The 20,599-nt window shown below is 61.8% G+C and carries 22 protein-coding genes; 17 read left to right on the top strand and 5 right to left on the bottom strand.

Annotation, left to right across the window (positions count from 1 at the left end):
- The first annotated feature begins 3 nt into the window (after positions 1 to 3).
- From J8G15_RS17240 to J8G15_RS17260, 5 genes are all read left to right on the top strand, one after another.
- The gene (locus tag J8G15_RS17240; RefSeq protein WP_210543707.1) at positions 4 to 1,269 is read left to right on the top strand and encodes a glucarate dehydratase family protein; all 1,266 of its coding nucleotides are present in this window, start codon (positions 4 to 6) and stop codon (positions 1,267 to 1,269) included.
- Between the two features lie 98 nt (positions 1,270 to 1,367).
- Positions 1,368 to 2,279, top strand: coding sequence for a 5-dehydro-4-deoxyglucarate dehydratase (gene kdgD / locus J8G15_RS17245; RefSeq protein WP_210543708.1), 912 nt, complete (start codon positions 1,368 to 1,370; stop codon positions 2,277 to 2,279).
- Between the two features lie 23 nt (positions 2,280 to 2,302).
- The gene (locus J8G15_RS17250) at positions 2,303 to 3,742 is read left to right on the top strand and encodes an aldehyde dehydrogenase family protein (RefSeq protein WP_210543709.1); all 1,440 of its coding nucleotides are present in this window, start codon (positions 2,303 to 2,305) and stop codon (positions 3,740 to 3,742) included.
- A 30-nt stretch (positions 3,743 to 3,772) separates the two neighbouring features.
- A complete protein-coding gene (gene garD, locus J8G15_RS17255) occupies positions 3,773 to 5,344 on the top strand; it encodes a galactarate dehydratase (protein WP_210543710.1) in 1,572 nt (523 codons plus the stop codon).
- Between the two features lie 12 nt (positions 5,345 to 5,356).
- Positions 5,357 to 6,517, top strand: coding sequence for a Gfo/Idh/MocA family protein (locus J8G15_RS17260; protein WP_210543711.1), 1,161 nt, complete (start codon positions 5,357 to 5,359; stop codon positions 6,515 to 6,517).
- A 14-nt stretch (positions 6,518 to 6,531) separates the two neighbouring features.
- Here the strand turns inward: J8G15_RS17260 and J8G15_RS17265 are convergent, their stop codons facing one another.
- Positions 6,532 to 7,440, bottom strand: a complete 909-nt coding sequence (locus tag J8G15_RS17265) for an alpha/beta fold hydrolase (RefSeq protein WP_210543712.1) — start codon at positions 7,438 to 7,440, stop codon at positions 6,532 to 6,534.
- A gap of 104 nt (positions 7,441 to 7,544) precedes the next feature.
- Positions 7,545 to 8,435, bottom strand: a complete 891-nt coding sequence (locus J8G15_RS17270) for a LysR family transcriptional regulator (RefSeq protein WP_210543713.1) — start codon at positions 8,433 to 8,435, stop codon at positions 7,545 to 7,547.
- 124 nt (positions 8,436 to 8,559) lie between these two features.
- On the opposite strand from J8G15_RS17270, the gene J8G15_RS17275 reads away from it, so the two are divergent.
- Positions 8,560 to 9,591 (top strand): NAD-dependent epimerase/dehydratase family protein, encoded by a 1,032-nt coding sequence (locus tag J8G15_RS17275; protein ID WP_210543714.1) that lies wholly within the window; start codon positions 8,560 to 8,562, stop codon positions 9,589 to 9,591.
- The gene (locus tag J8G15_RS17280; protein WP_210543715.1) at positions 9,588 to 10,766 is read left to right on the top strand and encodes a nitroreductase family protein; all 1,179 of its coding nucleotides are present in this window, start codon (positions 9,588 to 9,590) and stop codon (positions 10,764 to 10,766) included. The genes J8G15_RS17275 and J8G15_RS17280 overlap by 4 nt, the downstream gene beginning before the upstream one ends.
- Before the next feature lie 6 nt (positions 10,767 to 10,772).
- Here J8G15_RS17280 and J8G15_RS17285 read toward each other — a convergent pair whose 3' ends face one another.
- Entirely contained in the window at positions 10,773 to 11,267 is a 495-nt protein-coding gene (locus J8G15_RS17285) for a CinA family protein (RefSeq protein WP_210543716.1), read from the bottom strand.
- Between the two features lie 15 nt (positions 11,268 to 11,282).
- On the bottom strand, positions 11,283 to 11,849 hold the full coding sequence (locus J8G15_RS17290; protein ID WP_210543717.1) for a phosphatidylglycerophosphatase A: 567 nt from the start codon (positions 11,847 to 11,849) through the stop codon (positions 11,283 to 11,285).
- Between the two features lie 254 nt (positions 11,850 to 12,103).
- Between J8G15_RS17290 and J8G15_RS17295 the strand changes: the two genes are divergently transcribed.
- From J8G15_RS17295 to J8G15_RS17340, 10 genes are all read left to right on the top strand, one after another.
- Positions 12,104 to 12,514 carry a hypothetical protein gene (locus J8G15_RS17295; RefSeq protein ID WP_210543718.1) on the top strand — a complete coding sequence of 137 codons (411 nt, stop codon included), beginning with the start codon at positions 12,104 to 12,106 and terminating at the stop codon, positions 12,512 to 12,514.
- Between the two features lie 46 nt (positions 12,515 to 12,560).
- Positions 12,561 to 13,061, top strand: coding sequence for a hypothetical protein (locus J8G15_RS17300; RefSeq protein ID WP_210543719.1), 501 nt, complete (start codon positions 12,561 to 12,563; stop codon positions 13,059 to 13,061).
- A gap of 4 nt (positions 13,062 to 13,065) precedes the next feature.
- Positions 13,066 to 13,359 (top strand): HNH endonuclease, encoded by a 294-nt coding sequence (locus J8G15_RS17305; protein WP_210543721.1) that lies wholly within the window; start codon positions 13,066 to 13,068, stop codon positions 13,357 to 13,359.
- Positions 13,360 to 13,541: 182 nt separating this feature from the next.
- Complete coding sequence (locus tag J8G15_RS17310) at positions 13,542 to 14,738, top strand: MFS transporter (RefSeq protein ID WP_210543722.1); 1,197 nt, start codon at positions 13,542 to 13,544, stop codon at positions 14,736 to 14,738.
- 21 nt (positions 14,739 to 14,759) lie between these two features.
- On the top strand, positions 14,760 to 15,896 hold the full coding sequence (locus tag J8G15_RS17315) for a DNA alkylation repair protein (RefSeq protein ID WP_210543724.1): 1,137 nt from the start codon (positions 14,760 to 14,762) through the stop codon (positions 15,894 to 15,896).
- Positions 15,897 to 16,011: 115 nt separating this feature from the next.
- Positions 16,012 to 16,536 (top strand): gamma-glutamylcyclotransferase family protein, encoded by a 525-nt coding sequence (locus J8G15_RS17320; protein WP_210543726.1) that lies wholly within the window; start codon positions 16,012 to 16,014, stop codon positions 16,534 to 16,536.
- Positions 16,537 to 16,631: 95 nt separating this feature from the next.
- Positions 16,632 to 17,207, top strand: coding sequence for a cysteine hydrolase family protein (locus J8G15_RS17325; RefSeq protein ID WP_210543728.1), 576 nt, complete (start codon positions 16,632 to 16,634; stop codon positions 17,205 to 17,207).
- Between the two features lie 21 nt (positions 17,208 to 17,228).
- A complete protein-coding gene (locus J8G15_RS17330; RefSeq protein WP_210543730.1) occupies positions 17,229 to 17,492 on the top strand; it encodes a DUF1272 domain-containing protein in 264 nt (87 codons plus the stop codon).
- Positions 17,489 to 18,394, top strand: a complete 906-nt coding sequence (locus J8G15_RS17335; RefSeq protein ID WP_240538352.1) for an EamA family transporter — start codon at positions 17,489 to 17,491, stop codon at positions 18,392 to 18,394. Before J8G15_RS17330 ends, J8G15_RS17335 begins: the two co-directional genes overlap by 4 nt.
- Positions 18,391 to 19,338: a GlxA family transcriptional regulator gene (locus tag J8G15_RS17340; RefSeq protein ID WP_210543731.1), complete on the top strand. Its 948-nt coding sequence runs from the start codon at positions 18,391 to 18,393 to the stop codon at positions 19,336 to 19,338. The genes J8G15_RS17335 and J8G15_RS17340 overlap by 4 nt, the downstream gene beginning before the upstream one ends.
- A gap of 52 nt (positions 19,339 to 19,390) precedes the next feature.
- Here the strand turns inward: J8G15_RS17340 and J8G15_RS17345 are convergent, their stop codons facing one another.
- Entirely contained in the window at positions 19,391 to 20,500 is a 1,110-nt protein-coding gene (locus J8G15_RS17345; protein WP_210543734.1) for a HAMP domain-containing sensor histidine kinase, read from the bottom strand.
- Positions 20,501 to 20,599: the final 99 nt, after the last annotated feature.

Consider the following 20,599-nt stretch of genomic DNA (forward strand, 5'->3'; position numbering starts at 1 on the left):
GTCATGAAAATTGTCGATGTCCGCGTCACTCCCATCGCCATCAAGGACCCGGCCTTGCTCAACGCCGCTGGCGTGCATGAGCCCTTTGGTTTGCGCTCCATCATTGAGGTGGTGGGCGCCAACGGCGAAGTGGGGCTGGGTGAAACCTATGGCGACGCACCTGTGCTGGATTTGTTAACCCGCACCCAAGGCAGCCTGATCGGTCTTTCGGCATTTGACACCAACGGCCTGTGGGCCCGGGTGGTCGCCCATGCCCCGAAAACCAACTCGGGCCAGGTGGAGATGGAACTGGCCCCCGGCTCGCTGGGCAGCAACTTGATCAACAGCGTGTTCTCTGCGTTTGAGGTGGCGCTTCTGGACTTGCAAGCCCGCACGCTGGGCATTCCGCTGGTGGAGCTGCTGGGCGGCGCGGTGCGTGACAAGGTGCCTTACTCGGCTTACCTGTTTTACAAGTGGGACGCCTCGGTTGACGCTGAGTACGCGCCCGACCCCTATGGCGAGGCGGTGAATGCTGCGCAGATCGTGCAGCAGGCGCGCCAGATGATTGACCAATACGGTTTCGAAAGCATCAAGCTCAAAGCCGGTGTGTTTGACCCCGAGGAAGAGGCCGGCGCTATTTTGGCGCTGAAGGCCGAATTTCCCGAGCACCAGCTTCGCATTGATCCGAACAGCAATTGGTCCATGGCCACCAGCCTGCGTGTGGCCGACAAGCTAGCTGGTTGCCTGGAGTACTACGAAGACCCCACCCCCACGCTGGAGGGCATGGCGGCGTTGCACAAGGCCACCGGTTTGCCCTTGGCCACCAATATGGTCATCACCAACTGGGCCGAGCTGCGCCGCAGCATCGAACTCAATGCCGTGCAAATTTTGCTGTCAGATCACCACTACTGGGGCGGTCTGCGCGTCACCCAGGCGCTGGCACGCACCTGCAGCACCTTTGGGCTGGGACTGTCCATGCACTCCAACTCGCACCTGGGCATTAGCCTGATGGCAATGACCCACCTGGCGGCTTCGGTGCATCACCTCAGCTATGCCTGCGACACGCACTACCCGTGGCAGAGCGATGAGGTCTTGGTGGGCGGCAAGGTGCCCATCACGGGTGGCTGTGTTCACCTGACCGACCAGCCCGGCTTGGGCGTGACGCTCGACCAGGACCGCTTGGCCGAGCTGCACGCCGCCTACCAGCACTGTCGCATTCGCACCCGCAATGACGTCGTTCAGATGCAGCGGTTTCGGCCCGACTGGCAGCAAATCAAGCCGCGGTTTTAGCGCTCAAATTTATAGATCAAATTGGCCTCTAGCGCAGGTAATACCTGCGCAGTTAGCTATCAATTCAGAAGTAACCATTTATTCAGGAAAGACCCATCATGAATCCACAAGACCTCAAATCCATCATGTCTCAGGGCCTGTTGTCGTTCCCTGTGACCGACTTTGACGCCCAGGGCGACTTCAACGCCAAAAGTTATGCCGAGCGCCTGGAGTGGCTGGCCCCGTACGGCGCCTCGGCCCTGTTTGCCGCCGGTGGCACGGGTGAGTTTTTCTCGCTGACCGGCGATGAGTACCCGTCCATCATCAAAACGGCGGTGGACACCTGCCGTGGAAAAGTGCCCATCATTGCCGGCGCGGGCGGCACGACCCGTTTTGCCATTCAGTGCGCGCAAGAAGCCGAGCGCCTCGGTGCCCACGGCGTCTTGTTGCTGCCCCACTACCTGACCGAAGCCGGTCAGGAGGGCCTGATCGCCCATGTGGAAGCGGTGTGCAAAAGCGTGAAATTTGGCGTGATTGTTTACAACCGCAATGTCTGCAAGCTCACTGCCGAGTCGCTGGCGATTCTGGCCGACCGCTGCCCCAACCTGATCGGTTTCAAGGACGGCGTGGGCGACATTGAAGCCATGTCCACCATCTACCTGAAGATGGGCGACCGCTTTGCCTACCTGGGTGGACTGCCCACCGCCGAGGTTTATGCGGCAGCCTACAAGGCGTTGGGAACACCGGTTTACTCGTCAGCGGTGTTCAACTTCATCCCCAAAACCGCCATGGACTTTTACAAAGCCGTGGCCGTTGATGACATGGCCACGCAGCACCGTCTGCTGAAAGACTTCTTCATGCCTTACCTGGCGATTCGCAACAAGGTGCCCGGCTACGGGGTGAGCATCATCAAGGCCGGCGCCACCCTGGTGGGGCACCCGGCCGGTCCAGTGCGCGCGCCGTTGACCGACCTCACACCCGCAGAGATGGAACAGCTCGATGTGCTGATCAAGGCACTCGGCCCTCAGTAACTTCACAACCGAAAAGACACGGCATGACACAAAAATTTGACAACCTGATCAATGGCACCTGGGTCGCTGGCGCCAGCTACAGCCCCAACATCAACCCCTCCAACCTGAGCGACGTGCTGGGTGATTACGCTCAGGCCAGCGCCGAACACCTGGATTCGGCCGTGCAAGCGGCCCGTGCCGCTTTCCCCGCTTGGTCGGTCTCGGGCATTCAGGCCCGGTCTGATGCGCTGGACAAGATTGGCACCGAGATTCTGGCCCGCCGCGAAGAGTTGGGCACCCTGCTGGCCCGTGAAGAAGGCAAGACCCTCGCAGAAGGCATTGGCGAAGCCGCCCGCGCTGGCAATATTTTCAAGTTCTTTGCGGGTGAATGCCTGCGTTTGGCGGGTGAGACTTTGCCTTCAGTGCGCCCCGGTATTGGCGTTGAAGTCACCCGCGAGCCCATGGGCGTGGTGGGTTTGATCACGCCGTGGAACTTTCCCATTGCCATTCCGGCCTGGAAGATTGCACCAGCCCTGGCCTACGGCAACTGCGTGGTCTTCAAACCCGCTGATCTGGTGCCTGGCTGCGCTTGGGCGCTGGCCGAGATCATCAGCCGCAGCGGCATTCCCGCGGGTGTTTTCAATCTCGTCATGGGACGCGGCAGTGTCATCGGCGACCCGCTGGTGAACCACCCCGGCGTGGACGCCATCAGCTTCACCGGCTCACAAGGTGTGGGCGGGCGTATTGCCCAGCAGTGCGCCGTGAACCTCAAAAAGGTGCAGCTGGAAATGGGCGGTAAGAACCCGCAAGTCATTCTGGATGACGCCGATTTGGCGCAAGCCGTGGAGCTCAGCGTGCAAAGCGCGTTCTTCTCGACCGGCCAGCGCTGCACGGCGTCCAGCCGACTCATCGTGACCGATGCCATTTACCCCCGTTTCCTGGACGCCATGAAAACGCGCATGGCCAGCTTGAAGGTCGGTGATGCGCAGCAAGCGGGTATTGATATCGGCCCCGTGTCGTCTCTGACTCAGCTGGAGCAAGACCTGTCTTACGTGCAGATTGGTCAGGATGAAGGTGCGGTGCTGGTGGCTGGTGGCGAACGTCTGGCGCGTGACAACGAGGGCTTCTACATGGCCCCGGCCTTGCTGACCGAGACCACCGCCACCATGCGGATCAACCGCGAAGAAGTGTTTGGCCCGGTGGCCAGCATCATCCGTGTCAAAGGTTACGAGGAAGCGCTGGCCGAGGCCAATAACACGCCGTTTGGGCTGTCAGCGGGCATTGCCACCACTTCGCTGAAATACGCCACGCACTTCAAGCGCCACAGTCAAGCCGGCATGGTGATGGTCAACCTGCCCACGGCCGGTGTCGACTACCACGTGCCATTTGGCGGGCGCAAGTCCTCCAGCTACGGCTCGCGCGAGCAGGGCAAGTACGCGCAGGAGTTCTTCACCACCGTGAAAACGGCGTATACCCTGTCCTGATGCCATTGCCTGCTGCCGGAGTTTTCTGCCATGACTGAGTCCGTTGCCAACGCCCCCTTGTTCATTCGCATGCACGAGGCCGACAACGTGGCCATCGTCGTCAACGACGGCGGCTTGCAGGCGGGCACTGTGTTCCCCAACGGACTCACGCTGGTCGACAAGGTGCCGCAAGGCCACAAGGTGGCCTTGGTGGCGCTGGCGGCGGGTGAGGCTGTGCGGCGCTACAACGTGGTCATTGGTCACGCCCTGAAAGACATCGCGGCCGGCGCGTGGGTGCACGAGCGACTGCTGCAAATGCCGCAGGCCCGGGCCTTGACGGGCTTGCCCATGGCCACGGTCAAACCCGCGGCCATGGCCCCGCTGGAGGGTTACACCTTTGAGGGCTTCCGCAACGCCGACGGCTCGGTGGGCAGTCGCAATATTCTGGCCATCACCACCACGGTGCAATGTGTGGCCGGGGTGGTGGACTTTGCGGTGCAGCGCATCAAGGCCGAGTTGTTGCCGCGCTACCCGCAAGTGGACGATGTGGTGGGCCTGGAGCACAGCTATGGCTGCGGCGTGGCCATTGACGCGCCCGATGCCATCATCCCCATTCGCACGCTGCGCAACATCAGCCTGAACCCCAACTTTGGCGGCGAGGTCATGGTCGTCAGCCTGGGCTGCGAAAAACTGCAGCCTGAACGCCTGCTGCCACCCGGCACCATTGCCATTACTGATCAACGCGGTGACACCACCGCTGCCGCGCTGGACGTGGTGTGCCTGCAAGACGAGGCGCATGTGGGCTTTATGTCCATGATCGACTCGGTCATGCGCCAGGCCGAGGTTCACCTGAAGCGCCTGAACCAACGTCGCCGTGAAACCTGTCCCGCGTCCGAATTGGTGGTGGGGGTGCAATGTGGCGGCAGTGACGCTTTTTCCGGCGTCACCGCCAACCCGGCGGTGGGCTTTGCCACCGACTTGCTGGTGCGCGCTGGCGCCACCGTGATGTTCTCCGAGACCACCGAGGTGCGCGACGGCGTTGACCAGCTCACTGCCCGTGCCAGCACCCCCGAGGTGGCCGAGGCCATGGTGCGTGAGATGGCCTGGTACGACAACTACTTGCAAAAAGGCCAGGTTGACCGCAGCGCCAACACCACTCCCGGCAACAAGGCAGGCGGGTTGTCCAACATTGTTGAAAAAGCCATGGGCTCCATCATCAAGTCCGGCACGGCGCCCATCAGCGGCGTCTTGTCACCGGGCGAGAAGGTCCGGGAAAAGGGTTTGATTTACGCCGCCACCCCGGCCAGCGACTTTATTTGCGGCACGCTGCAAGTGGCGGCTGGCATCAATGTGCACATTTTCACCACCGGGCGCGGCACGCCCTATGGCCTGGCCGAAGTGCCGGTCATCAAGGTCGCCACTCGCAACGATCTGGCGCGGCGCTGGCACGATTTGATGGACATCAACGCCGGGCGCATTGCCAGCGGCGAGGCCAGCATTGAAGACGTGGGTTGGGAGTTGTTCCGCCTGATGCTGGCCGTGGCCAGCGGCAAAAAGACCTGGGCCGAACACTGGAAACTGCACAATGCATTGGTGCTGTTTAACCCGGCCCCCGTTACCTGAAAGAAAGTCACCATGAGCGATTCCACCGTATTCAAACCCCTGGGCCGTCGCTTGCGCCTGGCCGTCATCGGCGGCGGACCGGGCTCTTTTATTGGCGCCATGCACCGCCAAGCCGCGCGCCTCGACGACCGCTATGAACTGGTGGCGGCAGCGTTGTCGTCTGACCCTGAGCGCGCGCGCTTGGGCGGCCAGGAGATCGGTGTGTCGCTGGAACGCAGCTACCCCAGTGGCCAGGCGCTGATTGACGCCGAGGCCCAACGCGCAGACGGCGCCGAGGTGGTCGCCATCATGACGCCCAACGACAGCCACTACGCGTTTGCCATGCAAGCGCTGGAGCGCGGCATGGACGTGATTTGCGACAAGCCCATGACCAACACGCTGGAAGAAGCCCAGGCGTTGCACGCCAAAGCGCAGGCCACGGGCCAGGTGTTTTGCCTGATCCACAACTACACCGGCTACCCCATGGTGCGCCAGGCCAAGGCCATGGTGATGGCCGGTCAACTGGGCGAGATTCGGCTGGTGCAGGTGGAGTATGTGCAAGGCAACCGCGCCAAGGCCGGCCCATCAAAGAGTGCGTGGAAAGACGACCCGGCGCGTGGCGGCCCCTCGCTGGTGTTGGGGGCCATTGGCACCCACGCGCACAACCTGCTGTGCTTTATGACTGATCTGGACGTGGCCGAAGTGGCCGCCGAGATTGGCAGCATCGTGCCGGACCGGGTCACGCACGACTATGCCGGCGCCTTGTTGCGCATGAGCAATGGCGCGCGCGGCAGTTTCTGGATCACCCAGGCGGCCACCGGTGTGGAAAACAGTTTGCGCATTCGCATTAGCGGTGAGTTGGGCACGCTGGAGTGGACCCAGGAGCACCCGCAGGTGTTGCAATTCAAACCGCTGGACGCGCCCGCGCAAGTTCGCACCCCCAATGGACCGGGCACCTTGCCCTTGTCGGCCCGGGCCTCGCGCATTGTGGCCGGTCATCCGGAAGGGTTTCACGAGGCGTTTGCCAACCTGTATTCCAACGCCGCCGACGCCATCATCGCGCGGCGCACCGGCCAGGTGGCGGACCCGCTGTCGCTCTACTTTCCCAATTCCCATGACGGCTTGCAAAGCCTGCGCTTTGTGGCCGCAACGGTGGTCTCCAGTGCCAACCAAGGCGCCTGGACGGCGCTGTAAGTCGGCGGGTCGGATCAGGCCGTGGGCTCAAAGAAGTCGAGCAGCGCCCCTGCCGTGGGGTTAGGCCACTCTTCGGGAATGAAGTGACCGGCCGGTAGCAGTTGGCCCGACACCCGCTGCTCACACTGCGCCTGCCACAGGGTCACCGGGTCAAACAGCCGGTTCACCACGCCGCGCTCGCCCCACAACACTAGCGTGGCGCAAGCAATTTTTTCGCCTTTGGCGCGGCTTTCGCGGTCGTGCTCCAGATCAATGCCGGCGCTGGCGCGGTAGTCCTCGCACATGGCGTGAATCGTCTCAGGCTGCACAAAGCAGCGCTCGTACTCGGCCAGCGCCGAGGCTTCGATGTAGTCCAGACTGGTAGAGCCCCAGCCCCCCAGCTTGGCGTGCAGGTAGGCCAGCGGGTTGCCGCCAATCAGGGTCTCCGGGAATGGCTCGGGTTGAATCAGATGGAACCAGTGTTCGTAGGCGCGGGCAAATTCAAAGTCAGTGGCAGCATACATGTCCAGCGTGGGGGCGATGTCAATCACGCACAGCTGCAACACCCGTTGCGGGTGGTCCAGTGCCAGGCGGTGGGCCACCCGCCCACCCCGGTCATGCCCGCAAACGTAAAACGAAGTCACACCCAGCATGGCCATGATCTCCACCATGTCCAGCGCCATGGCGCGTTTGCTGTAGTTGCTGTGGTCGGCCCGACCAGGCGCTTTTTCAGAGTCGCCATAACCGCGCAAATCGGGCATCACAAGGTAGTAATGTTGCTGCAGTTGTTGCGCCACGCGGTGCCACATGACGTGGCTTTGCGGAAACCCATGCAACAGTAGCAGCACCGGCCGACCATCCGGCGTGCCAGGCGACACCCGCGCGTGAATGCGCGCGCCGGTGGTTTCAAAATAGCGTGTGGTGAACTGGTCAAACCATGACATAGAGCGTTCCTTGTGTAGCAGTGTGTCTGTAGGAAATTGTGACTCGTTTCAAGGCCGTGGTCCTGGTGTCGAAACGTTGCCCTCAGTGTTTTGGGCCCCGCCCTTCATGCAATCAAGGCAGGCAGGCCCTCTGCCAAGTGGTCGAAGACGGCGCGAATCCGCGGGTTGGTGCGAATTTCCCGGTGCACAGCCAGCCACATGGGCAAAGGCGGAATTTGCAATTGGTGGGTCAAAACCGGGACCACCTTGGGCTCCGCGCTGGCAATGTAATCAGCGCAAAAACCAATCCCTAAGCCCGCCTTTACGGCCGCCCACTGCACCAGAAAATCATCCGTTCTGAGGGCGAATGTTTCGAGGGTGGCCGCGTGTCCCATGGCCTGAAAGCCTTGCAGAATGGCGGTGTCCGTGTCGCTGCCAATCAGGTCGTGCTTGAGCAAATCGGCAGGCTCTCGAAGGACACCCCGGCGCGCCAAATAGTCCTGATGAGCATACGCGCCCAACGCCACGTCGCCCAGTTTTTTGGCGATCAAAGACGATTGGTCGGGGCGCACCATGCGAATGGCAATGTCGGCCTCCCGGCGCAGCAGGTTGCTGACCTGGTTGCTGGACACCAGTTCCACCTGAATATCGGGCAATAGCCGGCGCATATCGGCTAGCAACTTGGGCAAGAGGTGAACCGCCACCGGTGTGCTTGCAGTGATGCGCACCGTGCCCGCAGTTTTGGATTTCGCGCCCGACAAGGTGGTTTGCAGTTGAAGCGCGCCGGCCTCCATCTCGCGCGCGGCCTTGGCCAGTGTCAACGCGGTGGTGGTGGGCACCAGGCCACGGCCGGTGCGTTCGAACAAGACCACGCCGAGTTGGCTCTCCAACTCGGCCACGTGGCGCCCCACGGTGGGCTGGCTGCTGCCCAACACGCGGGCCGCACCCAGCAGGCTGCCCTGATCGAGCACCAGCAAAAAAGACCGCACCAGATTCCAGTCAAACGTGTGCAGCATGGTGTGGCGTCATTTCGTTATTCATTTGTGAATGTCTGATATAAATATTTATGCAATTGTGTATTTGTTGAGGTCTTTTGACAATGAGGCATCGCAATTGGCGAGTCATTCGAAGGAGTACCTCATGTCATCCACTGTTCTCATTCTGGGCGCCAAGGGCCGGTTCGGCCAGGCCTGTGCCCGGGCGTTTGTCCAGGCCGGCTGGCGGGTGCTGGGGCAAATTCGTGCGGGCAGTCAGGCGCCCACAGAGCCAGGGGTTGACTGGTTGGCGGTGGATCTCAGTGACACTGCCTTGGCGCACGCCGCCCAAGGGGCCGCCGTGGTGGTGCATGCCCTCAGCCCCGCCTATACCGTGGCGGCGTGGCGCCGCTCGGCGCTGCCGATGCTGGATGCGGCCATCGCGCTTGCTGGCCCCCTGAGTGCCACCTTGATGCTGCCGGGCAATGTGTACAACTTTGGCGCCCACATGCCCGCCCTGCTTCGGGAAGACACCCCTCAAGCGCCGACCACGCCCATGGGGCAAATTCGCGTGGCCATGGAGGAGCGCTTGGCCGCCTCGGGTGTGCGCAGTGTGGTGATTCGTGCGGGTAATTTTTTTGGGGCGGAGCGGGGAACCTGGTTTGACTCAGTCATGGTCAAAGACCTTCGCAAAGGCCGCGTCACCTACGCGGGCCCCGCAGAGGTGACGCTGGCCTGGGCCTATCTGCCGGACCTGGCCCGCACTTTTGTTGAAGTGGCGGCCCAGCGCAACGAATGTCAGCCCGCTGAGGTACTGCACTTTCGAGGACATGAGCTAAACCCCGACGACTGGCGGGCCGTGCTGACACCTCTTGCCATTCAGCAGGGCTGGCTTGAGCAGGACGCAGTATTGAAGCAAGCGACCCTGCCGTGGCCTGCGATTCGCATTGGCGCGCTGCTGATTCCGACCTGGGCGGCGTTGCTAAAAATGCGCTACCTTTGGAATGTGAACCACGCACTGGTCAACGACAAGTTGGTGACCTTGATTGGTGCCGAGCCGCACACGCCGCTGAGATCGGCTACGCTGGCCGCCCTGGCCGCCCTGGTCGACCTCGGATTCTGCGGGCATGAGGCCCAACACGCACCTGATGTCGCGGCCCTGACCCGATTCACTTCCTGCGAGGAAACCTCATCATGAAACGAAGAAGCTTTATGCGGGTGGTGGGCGGCGGCGTCATTGTGGCAAGCACCGCCGGCTCACTTGGCCTGAGCGGATGCAGCATGGGCATGCCATCCGAGGCCATCCAGGCCTGGAATGGCCCCGGGCCGGATGCGTCTCCAGCGGGTGATGTACGGCGCTGGCTGCTGAGCTACGCCCTGCTGGCCCCCCATTCCCATAACCTCCAATCCTGGCTGGTGGACTTGAGAACGCCCCATGAAATCACCTTGCGCTGCGACTTGACGCGTTTGTTGCCGCAGACCGATCCCCTGTTTCGCCAGATCATGATGAGCCACGGCACGTTTCTGGAGTTGCTGGACCTGGCCGCCAAAGAACAAGGGTTGCGAGCTGACATCACGCTCTTCCCTGAAGGCGCATTTGGGCCTCAGGAGTTGGACACTCGCCCAGTCGCACGCATTCGTTTGAGCCCCGACAGCGGTCTGCCCAAAGACCCTTTGTTTGCCGCCATTCTTCAGCGCCACACCAACCGCAATGGCTACGATCTCGCCCGACCGTTGCCCCCCAAGGCGTGGTCTGCGATGGCCGATGCTGCCAACTTTCCGAAGATGCAATTTGGTTATGTGAGCGACCAACAAGCCGATGCCATGAACAAGCACCGCGAAGTCGCCAAGGAGGCCTGGCGCATTGAGCTGACCACGCCACGCACGATCGAGGAGTCGATGAAGCTCCTGCGTGTGGGTGGGTCCGAGATAGCCCAGCACCGGGACGGCATCTCGCTCACCGATCCCATGGTGATTGTTCTGGACCGACTGGGGCTGTTCGACCGCAGCCACGCCCCTGCGCCTGACGCCTACGCCACCACCAGTCAGCTCAAGGCGTTCAATGAAAAATTGGACAGTACCCCAGCGTTTTTGTGGATCAACACCGAAGGCAATGACCGAGTCACCCAGGTCAATGCCGGTCGGGCCTATGCCCGAGTGCAGTTGGCGGCCACGGTGCAGGGCGTGTCCATGCAGCCTCTGTCGCAGGCCTTGCAGGAATACGCAGAACAGAGGCAGCCCTATGCGGACATACATCAAATGGTGGGCGCCGCCGGGCAGGGTCACACCGTACAAATGTGGGCGCGGGTCGGTTACGGGGCGCCTGTCGCGCCCGCTCCACGCCGGCCCTTGAGCGCATTGATTCAGGCTTGAGCGAATTCAGCCCAGCAGTTGCGCCAGTCGGGTCAACGCGTGTTGCACTGTGGCGGCCCGCACGGCGGCCCGGTCGCCGAGGAACAGGCAGCGCTCTGTGACCACTTGGCCCGGCACCGCCAGCCCAAACCACACCGTGCCCACCGGCTTGTCGGCGCTGCCGCCTGTGGGCCCGGCCACGCCGGTGACGGCAACCGCCACTTGCGCCGGGGAGTGGGCCAAGGCGCCCAGCACCATGGCTCGCGCCACGGCTTCGCTCACGGCGCCGTGGGCTTGAATCAATGCGGGGTCCACGCCCAGTAGCTCGGTTTTGGCGGCGTTGGAGTAGGTCACAAAGCCGCGTTCAAACCAGGCGCTAGAGCCTGACAAATCCGTGCAGGTGGCCGCAATCATGCCGCCAGTGCAGCTCTCTGCCGTGGCCAGTATGTACCTGTTTTTAAGAAGCAAATTGACCAGTTTCGCTAATGCAGAATGCGTAGTTAGCTCATTATTTGATAGCATTTTTTACCGCCAAGTTCACCACCAAGTTCGCCACAAGGCCACCACCAGCAGCGCGCAGGCGGCGGCCACCAGATCGTCCAGCATGATGCCAAAGCCGGCTTTGCGCCAGGCGGCAGGGTCGGTGGCGGGGGAGACGTCGTGAAACAACTGATCGGCCCAGCGCACCGGGCCGGGCTTGGCCGCGTCAAAGTAGCGAAACAAGGCAAAAGCAATCAACTGGCCGAGCCAGCCGGTGGGGGACACCAGCCACAGCACCAGCCAGAAAGCCACAATTTCGTCCCACACCACGCTGCTGGGGTCCAGCACCCGCATGTGCTTGGCCGTCACCGTGCTGGCCCACCAGCCGATGGGCAGGGAGACGGCAATCAGCACCGCCCAGGCCACGTCCGTCATGAAGGGTTGCAACACCACAAAGGCCAGCCAAGCCCAGAGGGTGCCCGAGGTGCCGGGGGCAAACGGACTCAGGCCCGAGCCAAAGCCCAGCGCAATAAAGTGGGCCGGGTGCGACAGCATGAAGCGGGCCGAAGGGCGCACCGGCCCGGGTAAGCGCACCACGTCCGAGGGGGATTCAATCTCTTGCATGGTGCAATTATCCAGCGGTTAGGCCAGCCAGTCATTGAGCCGGGGGGATGAGCGGATGGGTGTGTCAATTGCTATTGAAGTAATAGCTTCTTGTCCAAGTGGAGAAAGGGTTAGATGGTGATTTGGCTTGGTTTTCAATGACTCTCCATTTTGGCAGCGCTGGTTGTCGAAAAAGTGCCTGTCACCCAGGCAAAGCCCTGGGTCACAAAACGATCCGATCTTCATATCCTCAAGCTTTTTTGAAGGAGATCGTGATGATTCAACTGGAAATCGCCAAACCCAAAATGCCAGAGTACGGGCAAAGCCCCGCCAAGCCCGGTTTGTACTTGGGCCTGGTCCACGGCAGGGATGATCCCAACCAGACGATGGATGGCTGGGGATTCCATGGCCCCGCCATCGGGCCACTCGAGTGGTGCCACACCACGTATTCCAATGAGATCAAGCTCGAGTTTGAATGTAAGGGCGATGAAAAAACGTATTTTGAAGACGACTGTGTCCAAACAGTGATTGGCTTCTTGGACGATATGGTTGTGTTTGATGGCAAGTATTACGGCGACTGGACGGTGTACTACGTGAACCCCGAAGACTGCCTCCCCCCCGCCGATACCTTTCGACTCAATCAGCGATCACGTCGCAAGATCGCGCACGAGGCTAGGCCAAAGTAGTTGGACTGCGCTGCCTGGCATACTGCTTTTCATGGAGAAAAACGGTATGACGCAAGAGAAGAAGCCACGCAATGACTGGACCCGCGAACAGGTGTTGGCAGGGTTGCATATCTACCTGCAATTGAACTATGGCCAGCTGCACGCACGCAATCCCCTGATCAAAGAACTGGCGGGTTGGATCGGGCGCACTGCGAATTCAGTGGCGCTCAAACTCTGCAACTTGGCCAGCCTGGACCCTGCGGTGATTGCCAGCGGGCGCAAGGAAATGGATAGTGCCTCCAAAGTCGATAAAGCGGTCTGGGCAGAACTCTTGGGCAACTGGGACGCCACCGTGGTGGAAGCGGCATCGATTCATGACCGGCTGGCGGCGAGTCATGGCCTGGACTTGGCAGACGAATTGGCCGACGAATTGGAGGTTGAATTGCCGCCCGTCGAGTTGGGCCGCACGCGCAGCGCCACGGTGCAGGTTCGTGTCAATCAAGCGCTTTCGAAAATCCGTCTTGGTGGGCTACAACGCCACCTGTTGCATCAGTGGCCTGCAAGATGATCGATTGCTGATCGCCAGCCACATCGTTCCGTGGAGTGAAGACCATAACAACCGCTTGAACCCGCAGAACGGGCTTTGCTTGTCGGCCTTGCATGACCGAGCGTACGACCAAGGCCTCATCACGGTGCTGCCGGATTACACAGTGCGAGTCAGCGCGAAACTCAAAGCCAAGAGTGCTGATGCGTTTCTTCAAGAATCTCTACTGCGATTCGATCAAGCGCCCATTCATATGCCAACGCGGTTGGCACCTGCCGCGAGCTTTTTGACGTGGCATGCGAGTCATTTTGACTTCATTTGAGATCTGATTTGCTGCGACTTTGATAGCTAGCTGCGCAATAGATACCAGTGAAATCGGCAGATTTCAGTCCAATTTCCCGAGTCTTGGTGACCCCCGCGCCGTCACCGCATAGCGCAGGGACGAGGTTGGCCCGGGGTCTGGTACTAAGGGACCGACAGATGTCTCGCTATCATCGTCCCCCCATGCTCATACCCACCACCACCCACTGGCCCCGCGTTATTTGTCTCTGGCTGTGTGGCGTGGTGGCGGCCATGCAGTTCGCCAAGCTGTCGTTTGCTTTTGTTGCCCTGCAGCAGTGGTACGGCCTGAGTGCGGCGCAGATGGGCATTATTTTGTCCACAGTGGGTCTGACGGGGCTGGTGTTTGGCGTGACCATGGGGCTGTATGCGCATGCCATAGGCTACCGGCGCTTGTTGTTGGCCGGGCTTGCGCTGGGCGCCGTGTTGGCGGCGCTGCAGTCGCTCATGCTGCCCCCACTTTGGCTTTGGGTGACCCGCGTGTTGGAGGGGGTCTCTCACCTAGCTGTGGTGGTGGCCGCGCCAACGTTGATTGCCGTCAGCTGTGCCCCGCGCCAGCGTTCGGTGGCCATGGGGCTGTGGAGCACCTTTGTGGGCGTGGCCTTTGCCCTGACCGGCGCTTTCGGGCCGGCGGTGTTGTCCGGGTTGGGCTTGAGCGGTTTGCTGGGTCTGCATGCGCTGGGCATGTTTGTCATGTTGGTGTGGGCGGCTGCGATGTTGCCTGCCGACCCAGACACCATGGGCGCCGGAAACTGGCCGCGCTGGCACGCGGTGCCTCGCCACCATGTGCAGATTTACACCCGCTGGGAAACCGCGTTGCCCGGCCTCTGTTTTTTTTGCTACACCGGCATGGCCGTGGCCTTGCTCACCTTTTTGCCGCAACAGGCCGGCGCTGGCAAGCCCTGGCTGGCAGTGATGTTGCCTTTGATGGGCATCAGCGGCACCTTTTCGGCCGGTTGGTTTGCGCAAACCTGGGTCACGCCGCTGTGGCTGGTTCGCCTGGCCTTTGTCGGCGTGGGGCTGGCGGGCTTGGGCTTGTGGGCGAGCGCGGCCTTGGGGCTGGACCAGGCGCCTGCCGCCTTGCTGCTCATGTATCTGGCCGGCTTGGCGGGGGGCTCGGCGTTTTCGCTTATTCCTTACCTCAGCCACGAATCATTGGTGCAGTCGCGTGCCAACGGCGCGGTGGCGCAAATGGGCAACCTTGGTTCCACGCTGGGGCCGCCGCTATTCGCCGCCACGCTGGCCGCCTGGGGCGTGGCAGGCCTGGCTTTGCCGGTGCTGGCTTTGGCTTTGCTGGGCATTGGCGTGGCCAGCTGGGGCGCGCGCCAGCGCTTCCACCAGACCGAACCGATCCCAAAATAAATCGCAACCCGCAGGATGCACATGGCAGAAGCACTAAAAAACCAGTTTGGCCCGGACGTGCCGCAAGCCATTGCCCGCATGGTGAAGGCGGTGCACCCCGCCTTTGATGTGGACGCCTTTCTGCAAGATGCCCTGCAAGGCTATGACGCACTGGCCTTGATGCCGCGCGGCCAGCACATTGCCCACGCCTTGCAGGCGCACTTGCCGGCCGATTTTGAGCAGGCTGCCGCCATCCTCGTGGCCTCGGCAGAGCAACCGCACGGACGGGATCCAGGCCAAAGTCTGGCGTCGTTTTTGTTTTTGCCCCACACCCAGTTTGTCGCCACTTATGGCTTGGCACACTTTGAAGCGGCCATGCAGGCGCAGCACGCCTTGACCCAGCGCTTCACGGCCGAGTTCAGCATTCGCCCGTTTTTGCAAGCACACCCAGAAGCCACATTGGCGCGGCTGCGCCATTGGGCCTGTGACCCCAGTCATCATGTGCGCCGCCTGGTGTCTGAAGGCACGCGCCCGCGCCTGCCCTGGGCGCCGCGATTGCGGGCGTTTCAAAAAGACCCCGCGCCGGTGTTGGGGTTGCTCAAGGACGACCCCGAGCTGTCTGTGCGTCGCTCGGTGGCCAACAACCTCAACGACATTGGCAAAGACCACCCCGATCTGCTGACCCAAACTGCCCAGCGCTGGTTAAAGGGCGCCTCTGAGAACCGCCAGTGGATCGTCGGCCACGCGCTGCGCTCCGCCGTCAAACGCGGGGAGGCGGGGGCGCTGAAGGTGCTGGGTTTTGGGCAGGCGGCCCAGCTGGCGTTGCGCGATGTGCCCATTGCCCCCAGCACCGCTGTCATGGGTGCCAGCGTGACCTTGGCCTTTGACTTGCACAACCCACACGCCCATGCGCAACGGGTGTTGGTGGTCTTTTGCGTGCACTACATCAAGGCCAACGGCCAACCCAAGCCCAAAGTCTTCAAGCTCAAAACCGTGGAATTGGCCCCCGGCGCCACCGTGCACTTGTCCAAACGCCTGTCGCTGGCGGAAATGAGCACCCGCAAACACTACCCCGGCACGCACAGGGTGGACGTGCTGCTGAATGGCGAGCCGCACACGCTGGGACAATTTGAGCTGCTACCGGTGGCTGAATATCACATTGATAGCGGGTTGCACTGATTGGGTGGGGGCTAGAGGCATAAAACACCACAAAACGCCATTAAAACAGGAGAGCCCTGAATGAAGGCCGAGCCCACTGACGACAGCTGGGGCGGTATGCGCTACCCTTTGGCCCATGTCTACCTCTCCTCTTTACTTTGCCTACGGCTCCAACATGGCGCTTGAGCGCATTCAGGCCCGCGTGCCCAATGCTCAGGCTTTGGGCCGGGCCGTGCTGGCGGGTTACCGCCTTGCGTTTCACAAGATCAACCGGGCCGACGGCTCAGGCAAGTGTGATGTGCAGCTTTGCGCCCAACCGGACGCCGCCGTGCATGGCGCGCTGTACCGGGTGTCAGACGACGACTTGCTGGTGCTGGACGGCTATGAGGGCCGGGGCCACGCCTACGAGCGCAGCTACCTCGCCGTCACTGATGTTCACGGCCAAACCCAGACCGCGTGCATTTACGTGGCGTTGGACATCGATGCCAGCGTGAAACCCTTCAGTTGGTACAAAGAGCATGTGCTGCGCGGCGCTGTGGCCAATGCCTTGCCAGCCCACTATCTGGCCATGATTGAGGCGGTGGAAAGCCATGACGACCCGGACGCTGAGCGGCACGCCCGCGAGTTGGCCATTTATGTGCGGCAGGTGCTTGGAGATTGATGGCGTAATTTGTCCTCTATTGGTCGCAATAGGCGCTTATATCTTTGCCGGTCAAAGCCTAGGATTAGTCATCTGCCAATCATGGAAAGTCAAAAATGTCCCAATCAGATCCATTGAAGTCTGCCCTCATCGTCATTGACGTGCAAGAGTCCTTTCCCCAGATGCCGTTCTGGACCGAGGACGACGTGCCCGCGTTTCAGTCTGCCTTGCTGCGCTTGGAGGCGGGTTGCCGGGCCCAAGGCGTGCCGGTGGTGCACATCTTTCATGTGGGGCAAAGCGGACCGTTCACGCTGGAGTCCGGCTTTGTGAAGCCCCTCGACTGGCTGCCCGGCGCGCCCGATGTGCGGTTTGACAAACACACGCACAACGCGTTTTCTGACACCGGGTTGGACCTGTGGCTGCGCCGGCGCGGCATTAACCACCTCATCATCAGCGGCATCCGAACCGAGCAATGCTGTGAGACCACCAACCGCGTGGGGGCCGACATGGGTTACACGGTGGACTACGTGACCGAGGCCACGCTCACCTTTCTCATGACCCATGCCGGCAGTGGTCGCTGCTATTCGGCCGCCGAGATCAAAGCCCACACCGAACTGGTGCTGGCGCAGAGGTTTGCGCGTATCGTCACCGTCGACCAATGCTTGGCGCAACTGACGCCACTGGCCGCCTGAACCTAGCCGGATTTCTCAACCATGCTTCAACTTCGCCCCAACTGTGAGTGCTGCAACATCGATTTGCCACCCACCTCGCCGCTGGCCATGATCTGCTCGTTTGAATGCACTTTCTGCGCCGACTGTGTGGCCCAGCGCCTGCACGGCGTGTGCCCCAACTGCGGCGGAGAGTTCGTGCGCCGCCCCGTGCGTCCCGCCGATGCCTTGGCGAGAAACCCGGCATCAACGACGCGGGTTTTCAAGCCGCAGGGCTGTGCGCCCGCCCCCTTAGACGGGGCGCCATGAGCGGCGAGGCGATGCGCCCACGCGATGTGGGTTTGGCGCTGCTGGTCATCTGTGTGTGGGGCGTGAACTTTGCCGTCATCAAAACCGGCGTGGCCGATGTGCCGCCGCTTTTGCTGGGGGCGCTTCGCTTTATGCTGGCGGCGTTTCCGGCCCTGCTTTTTCTGCGCCCACCCAAGGTGCCGTTTCGGCTTTACCTGGCTTATGGGTTGACCATCTCCGTGGGGCAGTTTGCCTTTTTGTTCACCGCCATCCATGTGGGGATGCCGTCGGGGCTGGCCTCGCTGGTGCTGCAATCGCAAGCGTTTTTCACCATGGTGCTGGCAGCGTTGTGGCTCAAGGAGCACTGGCGCGCCAACCAGTTGGCCGGCTTGGGGTTGGCCGCCGTTGGCTTGGCTTTGATTGGTAGCGCACACGGCGTGAGCATGTCACTGGGCGGCTTCTTTCTGACCGTGGCCGCCGCAGTGATGTGGGCCTGCGGCAATATCGTGACGCGGGCCGTAGGGCGTTATGCGCCCATGAATCAACTCGCTTTTGTGGTGTGGGCCAGCCTGGTGCCCCCTCTGCCTTTTCTGGCACTGTCTTACTTTATCGAAGGCCCGCAGGCCATCAGCCACGCCTTGAGCAACTTCAGCCTGCACTCTTTTGCGGCGGTGGCATACCTTGCCTGGGCGGCCACCTTGCTGGGCTACGGGCTGTGGACGCTGCTGATGTCTCGCTACCCCGCCAACCGGGTGGCGCCGTTCAGTTTGCTGGTGCCCGTGGTGGGGCTGACCACCGGCTGGCTGGTGTTTGACGAGGCCCTGCAGCCCGTGCACTTTGCAGGCGGCGCTTTGCTCATGGCCGGCTTGCTGGTCAATCTGTTTGGAGCGCGTCTGTTGGACCGGTTGCGGCGCAGCCCATGAACCTGAACATCTGGCTGGTGCTCACGCCCAATGTGCTGATGCTGGACTTCGCCGGGCCGGCCGAGGCGCTGCGCATGGCGCGCGACATGGGCGCGCCCTTCACGCTGCATCCCTGTGGGCCGCAGCCTGATATTGCGACCTCACTCGGCGTGGCCTTGGGCGGCCTGGCGCCGCTGCCTGCCACCCTGCCACCGAGCAGTCTGGTGCTGGTGGTGGGAAATAGCAATGAGGCCGCAGACTACGCCACCCCTGAGGCGAGGCAGGTGGTGAATTGGTTGCGCACCGCCCCGGTGGCCGACACGCAGCTCGCCAGCATTTGCTCAGGCGCCTTGCTGTTGGCGCAAGCCGGCTGCCTGCAGGGGCGGCGCTGCACCACCCACCACAGCCTGATTGATGCATTGAAAGCCGCCGACCCCATCGCGCAGGTGGAAACCGACCGTATCTTTGTGGACGACGGCCGGGTGCTCACCAGCGCAGGCACCACCACCGGCATTGATTTGGCGCTGCACCTTGTTGAGCAACACGCCGGGCCCGAACTAGCGGCCCGCGTTGCCCGTCGGCTGGTCATGTACCAGCGCCGCGGGCCGAACGACCCGCAAACCTCTCCGTGGCTGGCCTACCGCAACCACATGCACCCGGCGGTGCACCGCGCGCAAGACGCGCTGGCGCGTGACCCGGCTCGTCTCTGGACGTTGCCGGATCTGGCTGAAGAGGCCTGTGTGAGTGCCCGCCACCTGAGTCGTTTGTTTGGGCAGCACGCCGGCATTGGCGTGCTGGCGTATCAGCAGCAGTTGCGCATTGCCCGCGCTAAAGACCTGCTGGCGCTGAATCCGCCGCTGTCCGTGGAGCAAGTGGCCGAGCGTTGCGGTTTCGCCTCGGCGTGCGACTTTCGCCGCGTGTGGCAGCGCTTTGCCGAGGGGTCGCCCGGGCAGGGGCGGCGCTAAAGCCCGGTTATCGCATCGCTAACCACAGACCGTCCGCCAGAGCGGAAATACATCAGTGACTGTGTTTGGCGCTGAGCGGTAAGGTGAAATGCATCTGCGTACCCTGGCCCGGGCTGCTTTCTGCCCTTATGTTGCCCCCATGGGCCTCCACAATGCACCGCGAGATGTACAGGCCCAAGCCCAGTCCCCGCCGGTCATTCTTGCCAACTTGCCGGAACCGCTCGAATATGGCCTCCAACATCGCTGCGGGGATTCCTTCGCCGGTGTCGTCAACGCAAAACTCAAGCCAGTCTCCGACGCGTTCGCATTGGACGCGGATACTGCCGCCCTTGGGCGTGAACTTGATCGAATTGGTGACCAGGTTGCCGAGCACTTGCAGCATCCGATCGTGATCGAATTCAGCCAGGCAAGGTTGTTGAATCTCCCGAACCGCGAGTGACACGCCCCTTGCCGATGCGGTGATCTGAAGGGCCTCTACCGCCTCAACCACCAGAGAAGCAACGTCGCCCTGAACCGTTTGCATGGCGAGTTTTCCGGCATCGATGCTGGCGATATCAACCAGATCGCCAATCAGGCGGTTCATGCGCGCGCCGTAGCGCTCGATACGGGTTGTTTCAAGCAACAACCCGTCGCGGTCGGTGTGTTTCTCAAGCTTTTGGGCAAGAAGCTGCGAACTCACCACAATGCCGTTCAGGAGATCGCGCAAATCATGAGAGACCATGGCCAGGAAATCGTCCCTGGTGGCAAGTGCGTCGTCGGAGCGGGCGCGCTCCGTGAGCAGGTATTGATCGGTGGCGTCGCGCTCCAGCGGCAAAAGCCGCGTCAGGATGCCGGCCCTCACCTGACGCTCGCGCCGCACGTCCTTATCGGCTGCGGCCCTTTCATCACGCAGGGTTGAGTCTTCGACCTCCCGATCCTCAGCAATTGCAGCTTGAGTTTCCTGCGAAGTGGTGGCGTCCGCCGTGTTGTCTGCCTTTTCGCGGGCCGCGACCAGCACAGCGTCGGCGTTATCCCGGGCGTGTTCCAGGACCGCGTCAGCATCCTTTTCGGTGACTAGTCGGTTCGCAGTCATCTCCCGATCAGCCTCTGTGCGTTCCTCGCGCAGGCTGACATTGGTCTGTTCACGCTCGGTCGATTCCTGTTGAATTTTTGTTGGCAGCATAGAGTGTCACTTCAGTCGGCGTTGTTAAAAAAACGGATCCGGTTCCACATTTGCCAGTCGATCGGTATCGCCGACGAAGCGATTCACCAGTGGCACTTG

The sequence above is a fragment of the Rhodoferax sp. PAMC 29310 genome, from assembly GCF_017948265.1.
In the GTDB taxonomy this organism is placed as follows: domain Bacteria; phylum Pseudomonadota; class Gammaproteobacteria; order Burkholderiales; family Burkholderiaceae_C; genus Rhodoferax.